The organism is Bacteroides sp. DH3716P (assembly GCF_025914115.1).
Taxonomy (GTDB): Bacteria; Bacteroidota; Bacteroidia; order Bacteroidales; family Bacteroidaceae; genus Bacteroides; species Bacteroides ovatus.
Window position 1 is genome coordinate 5,734,332 of the sequence record NZ_CP083673.1, and the last position, 14,343, is coordinate 5,748,674.

General features: G+C 42.4%; 10 protein-coding genes. 7 read left to right on the forward strand and 3 right to left on the reverse strand.

What is annotated here, in order from left to right; translation table 11 throughout:
* Nucleotides 1–313: 313 nt before the first annotated feature.
* From KQP79_RS21995 to KQP79_RS22005, 3 genes are all read right to left on the reverse strand, one after another.
* Nucleotides 314–1,354 (reverse strand): SIR2 family protein, encoded by a 1,041-nt coding sequence (locus tag KQP79_RS21995; RefSeq protein ID WP_134978719.1) that lies wholly within the window; start codon nucleotides 1,352–1,354, stop codon nucleotides 314–316.
* A gap of 539 nt (nucleotides 1,355–1,893) precedes the next feature.
* Complete coding sequence (locus tag KQP79_RS22000; RefSeq protein WP_004311110.1) at nucleotides 1,894–2,670, reverse strand: Cof-type HAD-IIB family hydrolase; 777 nt, start codon at nucleotides 2,668–2,670, stop codon at nucleotides 1,894–1,896.
* A 217-nt stretch (nucleotides 2,671–2,887) separates the two neighbouring features.
* On the reverse strand, nucleotides 2,888–3,391 hold the full coding sequence (locus KQP79_RS22005; protein ID WP_004302598.1) for an RNA polymerase sigma factor: 504 nt from the start codon (nucleotides 3,389–3,391) through the stop codon (nucleotides 2,888–2,890).
* Between the two features lie 594 nt (nucleotides 3,392–3,985).
* Here KQP79_RS22005 and KQP79_RS22010 point away from each other — a divergent pair.
* The 7 genes from KQP79_RS22010 to KQP79_RS22040 all read left to right on the forward strand — a co-directional run bounded on the left by KQP79_RS22010 (nucleotide 3,986) and on the right by KQP79_RS22040 (nucleotide 14,340).
* Entirely contained in the window at nucleotides 3,986–5,341 is a 1,356-nt protein-coding gene (locus KQP79_RS22010; RefSeq protein WP_008775245.1) for an SWIM zinc finger family protein, read from the forward strand.
* Nucleotides 5,329–8,190, forward strand: a complete 2,862-nt coding sequence (locus tag KQP79_RS22015) for a DUF6493 family protein (RefSeq protein ID WP_061448476.1) — start codon at nucleotides 5,329–5,331, stop codon at nucleotides 8,188–8,190. The genes KQP79_RS22010 and KQP79_RS22015 overlap by 13 nt, the downstream gene beginning before the upstream one ends.
* Before the next feature lie 13 nt (nucleotides 8,191–8,203).
* Nucleotides 8,204–11,053 (forward strand): DUF6493 family protein, encoded by a 2,850-nt coding sequence (locus KQP79_RS22020; protein WP_022199458.1) that lies wholly within the window; start codon nucleotides 8,204–8,206, stop codon nucleotides 11,051–11,053.
* A 67-nt stretch (nucleotides 11,054–11,120) separates the two neighbouring features.
* Complete coding sequence (locus KQP79_RS22025; RefSeq protein ID WP_008646623.1) at nucleotides 11,121–11,894, forward strand: M15 family metallopeptidase; 774 nt, start codon at nucleotides 11,121–11,123, stop codon at nucleotides 11,892–11,894.
* Nucleotides 11,895–11,962: 68 nt separating this feature from the next.
* Nucleotides 11,963–13,153, forward strand: coding sequence for a THUMP-like domain-containing protein (locus tag KQP79_RS22030; protein ID WP_008646625.1), 1,191 nt, complete (start codon nucleotides 11,963–11,965; stop codon nucleotides 13,151–13,153).
* A gap of 48 nt (nucleotides 13,154–13,201) precedes the next feature.
* Nucleotides 13,202–13,855 carry a hypothetical protein gene (locus KQP79_RS22035; protein ID WP_008775247.1) on the forward strand — a complete coding sequence of 218 codons (654 nt, stop codon included), beginning with the start codon at nucleotides 13,202–13,204 and terminating at the stop codon, nucleotides 13,853–13,855.
* A gap of 20 nt (nucleotides 13,856–13,875) precedes the next feature.
* Nucleotides 13,876–14,340 carry a hypothetical protein gene (locus KQP79_RS22040; RefSeq protein WP_008775248.1) on the forward strand — a complete coding sequence of 155 codons (465 nt, stop codon included), beginning with the start codon at nucleotides 13,876–13,878 and terminating at the stop codon, nucleotides 14,338–14,340.
* Nucleotides 14,341–14,343 lie beyond the last annotated feature (3 nt).

Genomic DNA, 14,343 nt, shown 5'->3' on the forward strand with positions numbered 1-14,343 from the left:
CGTTATATGCAGCGGTGCAATCTCGTTGTCTCCTGTCGCTGACTGGTAACCGGGCTTCTGCTAATCGATCTCAACCCCTGAAGCAACTCTCGCGTTTCGTTTGTCATAGAGTGCCCTCCGACTAGCACTCCCTCTACGCTTCGATTCATCGGAATGGAATAACCTTCCCACGAAGGTTAGGCAAACTCACTTTTCCTTTCTAGGGAAAGAGCACATTTTGTGTCATGGCTCACCTTATATAATGATGCAAAGGTAATAAATTATTTTCACTATTGTACAATAAGAAGATTAAAAACTATAACTTATTACAATATCATGTACGTAAATTTTCAACCGATGTTCTAATTATAGAAGCAACCTCTGTCCACTCTGTTATCCAGATTAATCTTATACCTAGATGCGCAACCGAAGCTTCATACCATTTTTTCAATTGAGAAGATTCTGGAGATTTTTCAATCCAATAATGAGTGGTACTTTCATTTGCGCCGCCATATTTATTGATAGTATCAACTTTGGCCTTATGCAACCAGGAAAGCCACCTTCTGACATTTGCATCTCGAAATGACAAACCTATAAAAAAAACGGTATTAGTAGATAAGATATTATAAAAACTTATTGCCTGCCAGGAAAAAGCATTATTTGCAAGTTGTAAATACTCATTTTCTAGGAAAACCTGTTTATCAGAAGCATTCATCCATTTTTGCTTACTTCCTGGCAAAGGAACTAATCCATGACAAAAATAAAAAGGTATCCTACCGCGATAATGAGAAGTTGTAGGTTCTGTTATATAATCCAATATTTTGTCATTTTTCTTCAAGCTAATTTGGGCATAAGCATTTATAAGTGTAGGGAAAAGAGTTTCTGCATTAAAAGTAATTATACTATTTAAACCAGCATCTTTCTTATAGGCTTCTATAACTAATTGAGCTAAATCTATTGAGCTTACAGGTGATAGTTGTTTTATAAGTGTAAGAAATCTATTCCAATCCAAATTAGGGGAAGGTACTTGTGTTGATAAACATTTACACAACAAATCTCTATCTCTTTGGTTGACTGATTTTAATAAATCTTTATAAAGTAGTTCTGCTAGTATTTCAGGGAATTTTATATCTTTATTTTCCGATCTTAATTGTTCATAACAGGATTGTATTATGACTTCAGATGAAAAATAGCTATTTATCTCATTTATGATGTTAATAGAATTTGGAGAACTGTGTAAAATAATTCTTTCCGCTAAAGTATTCCATGATGGAAAAATCGGGAATGATATGCCAGCACCAACACATAATGCCCATGTTTTACCCGCAGGAACGAGCTGAGATATTGTTTTTTTATTTAATCCTTCTTTTGCCATATATTTTTGATATAGGTCGATATGTTGTCGCCTAATTATAATAGACAACTAATATAATTTACTTTTAAAATTCAAAGTTATAGATTTTTATTGTATAGTAGGATGTTTCTTGTGATTTTTTGTTACTAGAAAACAGCATTGTCTTGCCTATTTTATGTATTTCTCTACCATTTCTGCGAAAACAATGCGAAAACAAACGGTTCCAGTTAGGGGGATTTAGTGAGTTTTATAGGAAGTGGAGAAAATCGAACTAATTGATACACAATAGAATTTGATAAAATGGACTATCGCTGAATATCACTTTGCCGTTCTCATAATCTGGAGGTCCCTGGTTCAAGCCCAGGCTGGTCCACTGAAAATTCCTGTAAGTGCTTCACTTGCAGGAATTTTTCCTTTTTATAGCCATCCTCCAACTAGAATAAAAGATAACTAATTGTTCCCAAACAGGTAAAAACAACAGCAACGGACAAAGCAGAAATGGCGAAGAATAAGCAATAGGGGAATAACACCTATAATATTAAGCTATAGAGTACCCAATATTAAATAATTCCAAAATGTTTCAGCGCTTTACAAAGCCCGTCATTCTCCACCGTATCAGTAACAAAATTGGCTGAAGCCTTGACTATCTCCGATGCATTTCCCATAGCCACTCCGATTCCGGCAACTTTCAACATAGGAATATCATTACCACCATCGCCGCAAGCCATTATTTCCGTCATTCCGATCCCATAATAATCAGCAAATACCGAAAGGCCGGTTGCTTTACTTATTCCTGCCACATTTACGTCAGCAAATAAAGGATGCCAGCGCGACAAGGAAAGATTAGGCAGAAACGACATCACTTTTTGTTCCATCTCATCATCGATATAAAAACAAAGCTGACAACACTCTTTCTTTTCAAACAGGTTTTCAATGTCTACAACGGTCGGGATAGGGTGTTCCACGATTTTAGCAATCTGTTCGACAGTCGGAGTCAGACGATTAACAAACACACCTTCATCCAATTCAATAGCGACTGCAAAATCAAAGGTCTTTGCTATTTCCATGGCTTTCTTAAAATCATCTTTCGGAATAAGGTGCTTTCTTATCACGGTGCCATCCCGCAAAACACAGTCGGCACCATTCAATGCAATAATTCCGTCATACGGAACATCAGCTATTTCATGAAGGTCGCCTGCCGCTCTACCGGTAGCAATGACTATTCGAATTCCACCGTCATGAATCTTCCTAAGGGCATCAACAGAGGATGGCAACACTTTATGAGTTTCAAAACTTACCAATGTTCCATCCACATCGAGCATGATCGCTTTTATCATAACATTTATATCTTTATTCATTCTTCGACAATTTAGAGAAGCAAATCGACTATCCTTGACTGATAAGTCAGAGCAGTCAATTAAATAGTGACAAAGTTACTGAAAAAATTCCCATAACAAATACAAACCTCCAACACATAAAATAAAAAAGGCAAAAGGAAACGAGATCCTTTTGCCCTATACCTATTGATACCAACTGAAAATTGATAGTAAACGTTTAGCGGAAGTCCTTTAATTCTTCCTGCAATTTCTGACGGGTAAAGAATATGCGGCTCTTTACAGTACCTAACGGAAGATTCAGCTTTTCTGCAATCTCACGGTACTTGAATCCTGAAACATGCATAGCAAACGGAACTCTGTATTCTTTCGGCAGAGCATTGACTACGCGATGCATTTCTTTTAAATCGTAAGCTCTTTCCGTACTTTCAAAACCTGAATCTTGTGGCAGGTTAAGGTGATAGAGGTTTTCAGTCTGATCGACAAATGTCTGATCGCGCACTATTTTGCGGTAATTATTAATAAAGATGTTCCGCATTATAGTATACATCCATCCTTTGAAATTTGTGTCGGGGGTATATTTATCTTCGTTATCCAATGCTTTTAATGAGGTTTCCTGTAACAAATCGTTTGCTTCTTCACGATCGGTTGTCAGTTTATATGCAAAACGGAGTAATTCATCCTGTACTCCTATCAGATCTTTCCTGAAGCTTAAACTTTTCATATACGTTATTTTTAAATTGTGAGTATTCGTTATCATCATTTCGATGTTGCAAGTTTACGCGTTTTCAACAAATGTGGCAGGTGAAGAACAAACATTGTTTAGGGGAAAATCTATCAGTTGATAGAATTTAGGTCATTTCTGATAGTATTCAGGTGGTTTTGAGACTGTCCTTATAGCGAAAATCCCATTTTGAAGTCACACCTGACTCAAAATGGGATAACACAAACAAAACAAACAATATTAGCGATTTTCACAAACAGCTGTCTTTTTCATCTTTAAAAATTCATAAGACTTAATTTAGAATCTGTTACTAAAACATTCTAATTATGGGAACAAAAGTATTATTTTCCGGCAAAAAGGAACGTAGAAATTAAGAATAGTTATAAATAATAGTTGTTTTATGTATAAAAAATTGTGCCTGACTATAAAGAATTGTATTTAATATTTGCTGCCAAAAGAGGCATAAATGCTTCATTTGACGATATTTTATAATATCAGTATTCCAAAGCGATGTAAATTCTCCTACTTCTTTTTTTCACTAAGAATTAATTTCTATATTTGGAGAATATACAACCAAATTCAGATTTACTATCTATGACTGATACCATCTCTTACCAATATGCAGCTCCTTCCGCACTGCAACGGTCAGCCGATCAGGACGAACTGTTTCTTGCCAAATACAGCGAAATAGAAAAGAAAGAAGCACCCTGTTTCTTTTGGGGAAAGTTGACACAACCCTACATGACAGCACGCTGCCTCATCGCATTATCCAATGTTGTGCAGTCCAGTTTTAATCTGACACCGTCACAGCTTTCCATGCTGAAAGATCCGATTGTAACCGCAGGAAATGACCGCCTGCGTTTTGAAGGATTCTCTAATTGTGCAGGTGTATATGCCAGAGTCGACGTGCTTCCTGACGGACACGACGGAGAATTTCTGGAAAACGGGACAACAAACGTAGATTTTAATCCCGGAATGATTTCTGCCTTAGGAGGAATAGGCAGACAGGAGAATATGGTAATGTCGGTCGGTTCCAAAGAGGTGGGACTTTATCATAAAGGTGAGAAAGTGATAGAACGAAAAGTACCTCTTCCCGTGAAATGGATAAAAGGGCTGACTACAGTACAGATTTATCAATCCGTTGCGGAACAGCTCTACTCCTTCAATCGCATACAAACCTTGCAACTCTTCCAGACTCTTCCGAAAAGTAGTGTGAAATGCGACTATTATTTAGTGATGCGCGGTCAAAAACCCGCCTTTTCACCGGTGAAAAGCATGAATGCCGTCTGCATTGGAGGACTTCATCGCTTACGTCTACTCGAGCCCTTGCTTCCATTTGCCGATGAGCTGAAAGTCTTTGCGCATCCCACCATGCAATCTACCATTTGGCAACTTTATTTCGGTCCGGTACGCTTCAGCCTTTCTCTTTCCCGCGAATGTTGGAGAGGATTTTCCGGAGAAGGCGCCGCACTGGAATCTCTGCTCGAAGATGTCCCCGAAAGATGGATAGAAGCAATGGATAAATACAGTTATGCCAACCAACAGTTCAACCCCACTCTTTTTGCCATAGAGGAACATATTGACCTGGAGAAGGTAGATTCCCTCGCGGCACGGCTGGCAGCCATGGGGTTATTAGGATTCGATTTGGATGAAAACAGCTTCTTCTACCGTCGCCTGCCTTTCAAAACCGAACGTATTTTAAGTCTCAATCCTCGAATGATAGCTGCAGAAAAACTACTGGAAGAAGAAAAAGTAGAAATCATATCGAATGACGAGAAACGGACAGAAGCACGCGTGGCAGGAAGCGGAGGTGTCAGACATACGGTCATTCTCGACAGAGAAAGTGAGAAGGAGCGTTGCACTTGCACCTGGTTCAGCAGCAATCAAGGAGAACGGGGAGCTTGCAAACATATTCTGGCAGTAAAGAAACTAGTACAATGGAAGAACTAAAAAAAGAACTCGAGAAATTATCCAAGGCTTATGTGGATACTCCGGAGAATGAAGAGAAGATATTAATCCCTTTTGTCAAAAGATTACTGGAGTTACCAATGAAAGAAAGGCGGAAGCTGCTGCCGGTTATCCGGGATTTACAATGGATAAAAAGTAAGTTTGCCGGTTTCAGTAGTGAGACAACCTGCAGTGCGGCACGGGCACATTTTCTATCCGCTGTTCAGTTTGTCTGCGCCAACAAACGAGAGATGGATATGGCATATCATGTAAAGTTTGATATGCTTTGCAAACTACTCCCACTTTACTGCCCCACCTGGCTGATGGATTTTATCAATGATGACAAAACTTGGTTTAATTTCAATCTCAATTACGAACAGCTGATGCAGCTCATGGATATGGGATACCTCAAAGAAATTGCTCCAAGCCGCATTGCACATGTACTCTCCTGGATTACCCGCATCAGAAATAAGGAACCCAAAGGAAACGATACTTTCAACAGTGAGTTATTACTCAAGCGGGACATCACCCTGAAAGAACATATCTGGACGATTTTCGAATACGAATCGTCCATCGGCTATCAAGATGATTGCGCCAAAGAGGCTTATAAAAAAGGAGTTACCGCACGGGATGAAAGTATCAGTGCCGCTCTCTACCGCTTTTCGCTGGACGGCCATCTGGATAGAGAACGCCTATTAAAAGCCACACTCACCACCTTCCACCGGAGTTTCAAAAAAGATATGGCAGGATGGTTTGCCGGATTCTTCGAAACTCTGCAACCAACTACCGGAGAACTGTTATCCTTGCAAGAAGAGATGATGCAAATATTCACCTCTTCCTATACCAAACCGGTGAACGTAATGTTGCAACAGTTGAAAAATATTGCATCCGAAGAAGGATTCCTTTATCAGGAATTCATCGAACGTGCAACCACCCTTTTCTTCTCCAGCCCCAAAAACTCGCTGCTTACCATTTACGCCCTCTTTGAAAAGATCGTCGCACAACATCCCGAGATGAAAGAGCCCTGCTGCATCACTCTCTGCCAACTCTTCTTGAAGAAAGACGAAAGCCTTCAAAAGAAAGCCGCTAATTTTATATCAAAACATGGAGACGCCTCTTCATTCAATCTCCAGGAAACACTGCAATCTTGTCAACCGGAGATGTTTCAAAGCGTGCATGCGATACTCTCTTCTTTCAAACCGCAGCCTACAGAAGAAACCCATGAGCCCGATGCAAGTGTGGGAGAAACGGTACACATCTGCAGGGAAGACAACCCTATTTCCTTCCCCGCCAACAAAGAAGATTTCCTGTTCCAGCTTAGTCGTTTGTTCGACATGGAGGAAAGTTGGGAGATAGAAACAACCATCGCCGCCATCATTGCTTTCCATCCCCAATTGGACAAAGAAGATCTCAACCGGATGGAACCTGTTTTCCAACGGGCTGCCACTATCGTTGCCAATAGCTGGGAGCCATACGAAGATCTTCTCGCTACCTTCCTACTGGAATATCAACGTTTATGGGCACAGAAAGATACCTCCAACACAGGATTTTTGAGAAATATGTTCACCCGACTGGAAGAAAGGCTGAAAGGAATAGATGAAAACAGAGGAGCTTATGACGAGCGCTCTTTCAAACGACTTGCCGACTGGAAACCCGGCTACAGCAACGCAACCTGTTTCACACCCATCAAACATTTATGGCTAAATGTGATCCGTAAAATAAAAGGAGGCAATGCCTTCCCCCTACTTTCTACTCCCACCCATACCCCGGCATACGTACAGGCTACCGAACTGGTACGCCGGCTTGCCGTATATCAGAAAGCAGAAACGAAACCCTGTCCATGGGATTTCCAGCTAGCTATTGCCCGATGTGCTATGGAAGACAAAGAAGAAGCCATCGCCACCGCCCGGCAACTGTTGCAAGATGAATACCTGCATCTCTCTCTGTTCCTGTTGGATGAAAACACGCTACCCGAACCGCCCTACAATCATCCAACCGCCTGGATGGCCGCCGGACTGGTAAAAGCACCGGAGACGGAATTCGAAGCATTCAAATCTTTCGCCTGTAACACATTACCACACAACTATCTGACAGGAGACTACGAGTGGAAAGAGGTGAAACCCAAAGAGAAATCATACGAAACTGACAGGCGTCTGCTCCAACTCGAGTTCTACAAATGGCATACATATACTGAATACAACAGCCGCCAGTTATGGCAGGAACATCTGATTATCAACAGTAAATATAACATGGATGATTCCCGTTACATGGAACCTCTGCTATGCTGTTTCCCCAACCGCCCGGAACCATTGATAGCCCAGATTATCACTTGCTACATGACTTTCGGCACTCCGCAGGAAGACAGCAAACGCACCCTCGCCTGTGCCTTGCGCATGCTGTTGTCTTTCCACTGCCCGCTCAAAGAGATGAGTTTGCTCCTACTAAGTGGTTCGCTGCTTTTTGTAGACAAAACAGTCCGTTCCTATGCAGCCGAATTATGGGTAGAAGGAGTATCCACAGGAAGAATAAACAATCACCGGATAGGAGAAATCCTGGCCCGCCTCATCCAGATGGAACTTGCTCCGCTAAAACGCTTCACCACCCAAGTGTACGAAAGCATGTACAAACGAAGTACTTTCCACAACCAGCAACTGGAAGCACTGCTCACAGAATTTATAGGCGGATTGCCCGACAAACCCGTTACCGGACTCAAACAACTGCTCGAACTTTATCTGGAGCTATTGACCATCAACCACAGCAAGGTTGCAGACGAACAACTCCTGCAACGCCTGCAAGAATGGGGCACAAACAGCAACCTGAAAAAAGTGACGACTTCACTCAACAACCTATAACAAATTCATGATTATGACCATAGAAGAACGCCTCAACGAGATAGTAGAAAAAGGACAAGGCGATGCCATCATCCCTTTTCTGCAAGGATTAACGCAGGAAGAACGAAAAACACTTGTTCCCTGCCTTAACAAATTGGAAGAGCACTACAATAAGTTCGTACAACTTAACGAGAACACATACGGTACACGCGGAACTCCCGAACAGCATCGTATCATCAATCTTACCGCCCTCGTCATCTATTCGCTAAAAGAATTCCGCAAACACGAATGGGGAATCTATACGGAACAGCTGAACGAATTGATTCCGTGGTGTATTCCTTCCTGGCTCGACAGTTTCTTCAAAGAGGGTGAAAGCAGGGAATTTGGCGGTTTCTATGGAATGAATTACGAAACTCTGATGGATTGGATAGAACAGGGAGTACTCACCCTAACACCCTCTCCGCAAACCATCGCCGGTTATCTGGTGAACTACATGAACAATACCGATTTCCTGCAAAAGCGGGCAATCACACTCAAAGAACATATCTGGTATCTGTTCCAATACGATTGCGGACAAAACTGGACGGATAATCGTACAGGCGGACAGCCTTATTTCTCTTTCAGATACTTCGTAGAACACGGTCAACTAGATCGTATGCGTGTATTAAAAGAATCTCTGCTTGCCGTCAACCGGAATCTGAACAAAAACCTAAGCAGTTGGTTTGCAGGCATGTTTACAGCACTTAACCCCAGCACAGAAGAACAACTGACACTACAACCGGAAATATTTGCCGTTCTGTCCGCCCCTCACAGCCGTCCGGTAAATATCATACTCGGACTGCTGAAGAACTTATGCACTCACCCACAATTCCAGGCTGAAGAGTTTCTAAGTCAGACTTCCGTGCTTTTTGCTTCGGACGTGAAAGCGATTCACCAAAACACACTGGCAGTACTCCATAAGCTGGCAAAAGAAAGAAAAGAACATCGCGACACTATCTGTTGTGCAGCCGCACAAGGACTGATGAGCCGGGAAGAATCCACCCAAAGTAAGATAGTCAAACTGATTCAGACGTATGGAGAGACGGCATCTACCACATTAAAAGAGATACTTTCCATATATACGGAAACCATGTTGGCTAATACTAAAAAGGAGCTGAAAGCGTATTTGGAGAATAACGAGCCGGAAGATTCCGCCTCTTTCACGTATGAGCCAATACTCCCTATCATCCGTGAAGACAACCGGATACAGGAAATCACTTCCACTGAAGACCTGATATTTCTAGCCAGCCAAGTGCTCGACGTGAACGAGATCTATCACTTCGACCTGTTACTCGGAGCCTTAGTGGAATGGGACCGGCAACAGGAAGTAAAACAAATCTCTCAATGGACCCCTATTCTCCAACGTGCCTACAAATTGCTGATGAGCGGAGGAAGTTCCCGAAACGGTATATTAGACCAGTTAATGGCCACCTTCCTCCTTGACTATGCCAAACTGCTGATTAAACGTTTCCCGGAAGAAGCCCAAGAGCTAAGCGACTTACATCAGAAAATGGTACAAAAAGACGAACTTCAAAAAGGCAAATGGGGGTATCGTAATCTGCAAAAACTCACCATTCGTGAAAAAACGAACAAAAAAATAAAGTTCCCCGTTCATAAGCAACTGTTATGCCGGACATTAGACCTTCTGGAAAGCAAAGAGAAACCTTTGCCCCTATTGTCCACTCCCACTCACACACCGATGTTTATCGCTCCGGCAACCCTGATAGAAAGGTTAAAACAATATCAACAAGCAAATGTCGAACCGGACGATATGGATATGCAAACATCACTATCACGAGTGGCACTGGGAAGTTCGTCGCAAGAGCTTCCTCTGCTCCTCCAAAGTTTGAAAGGAGAATACCGACACCTACTCACTTTTTTGCTGGGAGAAAAAGATGTACTCCCCCAACCACCTTTCAATCATCCTTCCTGGTGGATGATGGCAGGATTAATGAAATCACCGGAAACAATCTATTCTGAATTTAAAGACTTCTCTTACAATAAAAGTCCACGTGAATTTCTGACTGGAAACTTTAAATGGAGAACCTATCAGTATACTGACTCGTACACGGATTATAACAAGAAAACAGTAGAATGGCTTTGTTCAAATCTTACTTTCGATATTCCGGAAAGCGAGAACTCTCATATCATCAATAAAGACAAATATAATGAAAGAGTCAGTTACTATTCATACGATCCGCATCCGTTACTGGTTGAAATGTACCCACAGATAGAACGTTTTGACGACATACAGAACGACTTACCACGTTTGGCATGGTTAACTCCCAATATACCGGAGCCACTATTGGTATGGTGCATCCGCAGTGCCATATACGCCCCGACGTTAAATGAGGTAAGGGAAGCAGGTATCACCCAAGCTGCTATTGAAGCGCTTCATCAGTTAAGGCATACATGGCACGAAGTGTCTTATCTGCTGGAAGCCACTTGCATGCTGGTATCCGATAAAACTTCCCGTTCCTATGCTGCCGAAATCTGGATAGAGCGTGTAGGTCAAGGCTGCATAAACAGTGGACGCATAGGCAGCATCTTAAGCTCGCATCAACATACCGGCTGGGGACCGCTGAAAAGACTCACTGACCTGATACAGCAACAAATGATAAACGTCAGTCCGCTGCATAACCGGGAATTGGAGAAACTAATCGTGGCAATGTTGGCCGGACTTCCAGAAAAGCCTGTCAAAGACTTAAAGAAATTACTGGAAATATATGCGGAGCTGTTATCCATCAACCATAGCAAAGCCGAAGACAAACACGTTTTGCACCTGCTTGACGCATGGAAAGGAGTGCCCAATCTGAAGAAAGCAGTGGCTAATATCCAACGGTAAGAGAGGTAGCTTATTGGAGCTAAAACCAAAAAGAAGTATCTTTGGCACACTAAAAACAAAAGGTTGAATGATTATTCTAAAATATAGTTTAGCTATTTTCTGTTTACTGCTGACAGGATGCTCCTTCTTTTCCAGTCATAAGGAAAAGGAGAGCACTCCCCTCATGGAATACGAACAAACGACGGAGGATATACAACCACGCGAAGAATGTTCCACCGTTTCACCACCGGAGCGAAGCGAAATGGCTCTCTACATGGACTCATTAGGACTCGTCAATATAGCTGACCTGGATAGCAGTCTCGTTGTAAAACTGATGTATACACAGGCTGATAATTTCACAGGCGAAGTGCTTTACGACAACTTAACGGAAGCCTACCTACATCCGGATGCGGCATACGCTCTGATAGAAGCACAAAAAGCCTTAAAGAAACTACACCCGTCTTATAGTCTTATCATTTACGATGCGGCGCGTCCAATGTCGGTACAGAAAAAGATGTGGAACGTAGTGAAAGGAACGTCCAAATATAAATATGTCTCCAACCCCAACCGTGGAGGCGGGTTACACAACTACGGACTGGCAGTAGACATCAGTATCCAAGACTCTCTGGGACAGCCCCTACCGATGGGAACCAAAGTAGACCACTTAGGCATGGAAGCACACATCACAGACGAGATCGGATTGGTACATAATGGAAAAATGAGTGAAACAGAGCGTCAGAACCGGTTACTGCTACGAAAAGTGATGAAAGAGGCCGGATTCCGTGCATTACCCAGCGAATGGTGGCATTTCAATTTTTGCAGCCGGGACGTAGCCAAACAGAAGTATAAGTTAATACCATAACCGACACTCAACAACCCCATAATCAGAGCTCGACGATTCATTGTAATATCCTATAACACAATAACACCATGATGCAAATCTCTCCTGAAACCCAACTTTTTATTCGCGAACATTCATCGGACGATGTACGTGTGCTGGCTTTACAAGCTAAAAAGTACCCGGATATAGATATGCCAACTGCCATCACCCAAATTGCAGGAAGGAAGGTAGCAGCCGAAAAGATTCCCTCATGGTGGGAGATCGAAAAGATATGGTATCCGAAACATCTGTCGCTGGAACAATGCTCTTCAGAAATCACCGCCCGCTACAAAGCACGTCTTTTGCAGGGAGATTCTCTGACCGACCTCACCGGCGGATTCGGCATTGACTGTTCTTTTCTTGCCACCGGATTCAAGTCCGCCACTTACGTAGAACGTCAGGAGGAACTCTGCGAAATAGCAGCACATAACTTTCCCGTACTGAATCTAAACCATATAAACATAAAAAACGAAGATGGAGTAACCTACCTGCAAGCAATGTCCCCCGTAGACTGCCTTTTCCTCGACCCCGCGCGTCGCAATGAGCACGGCGGAAAAACGGTTGCCATCTCCGACTGCGAACCAAACGTAGCCGAACTGGAAGAGCTTTTACTTCAAAAAGCCAACCGGGTAATGATAAAACTCTCCCCCATGCTCGATCTTTCATTGGCACTGAAGGAGTTGAAACAGACACAGGAAGTTCACATTCTGTCTGTCAACAACGAATGTAAGGAACTACTTATCCTACTCGGACAAACATCACCGACAGAAATCTCCATTCATTGCGTGAACCTCTCCACGAAAGGGACTCAAGAAGAACAACACTTTGTATTCACCCGCGAACAGGAGCAATGCAGTGAATGTACATATACGGATTCTTTAGAAACCTATCTTTACGAACCGAATGCCTCCCTTCTGAAAGCCGGTGCTTTCCGTAGCATTGCAGCAGCTTACCCTGTCCGCAAACTGCATCCCAATAGCCATCTTTATACTTCCGATACTTTCATTGAAAACTTCCCCGGAAGAATATTCCGTATTGTCAACCAGTGCAGTTTCAATAAAAAAGAAGTAAAGGAGAATCTGGCAGACCTGAAAAAAGCAAATGTAACTGTCCGTAACTTCCCCGCCACAGTAGCCGAACTCCGCAAACGAATCCATTTGGCTGAAGGAGGAGATACCTACTTATTTGCCAGTACATTAAATAATGGGCAAAAAGTTCTGATTCGCTGTGAGAAAGTCTGAACTATTTTCTATTTTTGCAAAAAAGAAACACAATCTAAACTAATCCAGATGAATCAAACACTCATAAAAGCCATTCTATTACTAATCGCATTCACCTTGTCCTGTCACACTCCACTTTTCTCACAGAGAGATTTTGAGCGACACGAGTTCTCTTTTCACGCGGGCTACGGTGTTATGTTCCATCACCCTCCTACACTCACGTTAAGTACCCATAGTTACCAACGTACACTCGCACAAGGCGTAAGCTGGGATGGACAATATAATTTCCGCCCTCTCAAACGTTTTGTCTTTGGAGGAATCTACTCCGGATTTTCTTCCAAAGGAAGTCATCCGGAAGGGAAGGACCATTTATGGGTTCATTTCATTGGTACTCAAATCGGAATGTGTAATGCCAACACCAAACATTGGCAAATCCGCGTAACAACTGGTCCCGGTGGAGTCATTCTACGGAACAACAGTGAGGTGTTCGGCAAAACACGGAAAGTGAAAGCCTTCACTATTGGTCTCCTGACCAATGCCAATCTTACCTATAAACTGAATCCCAATCTGGGAGTCAGTCTAGGAGTACAATATATGTATAGCGAACTGCTTAGAATGAGAACCCACTATCACGGAGAAAGGGTTATTGTAAAACTCGATGGCAATGATGATACCAACCTCACACGAATAAATTTCACTACGGGATTATCCTATTACTTCTAACATTCACTAAAAAAAGCACTATGAAGAAATATATACTCATTCTTTTTTCCATCATCAGCTTTTGGAGCTGTACGGAAGATGAATCGATTGACATCACAGTTTTACCTTCTGCCACCACTACAGGTGCCAACACCTTTGGCTGTCTGATGGACGGATGGATTTATGTGGGAGGACGATACCTGAATTGGGGGCACTCGTATGTCTGGACGTATGATTCATTCCACTACTATCCGGAGGAGGACAAACTATCCGTCAATGTTTCCGTCAAACCTGACATCAACATACACTTCATCATTTTATCTCCCCAGGAAGGCAAAGAAGCAACTCTCACCGATATACGGTTCAGAGGAGAAGAACTGGAAGACGGAACAGCTTTTATAAGCCATTTCGACCCAGAATTGAATATTATCAGTGCAACCTTCGGCAACGGCAAACGTCTGACTAACGGACGTTTTGATATCCATTATACAACACAACAGCAATAATAA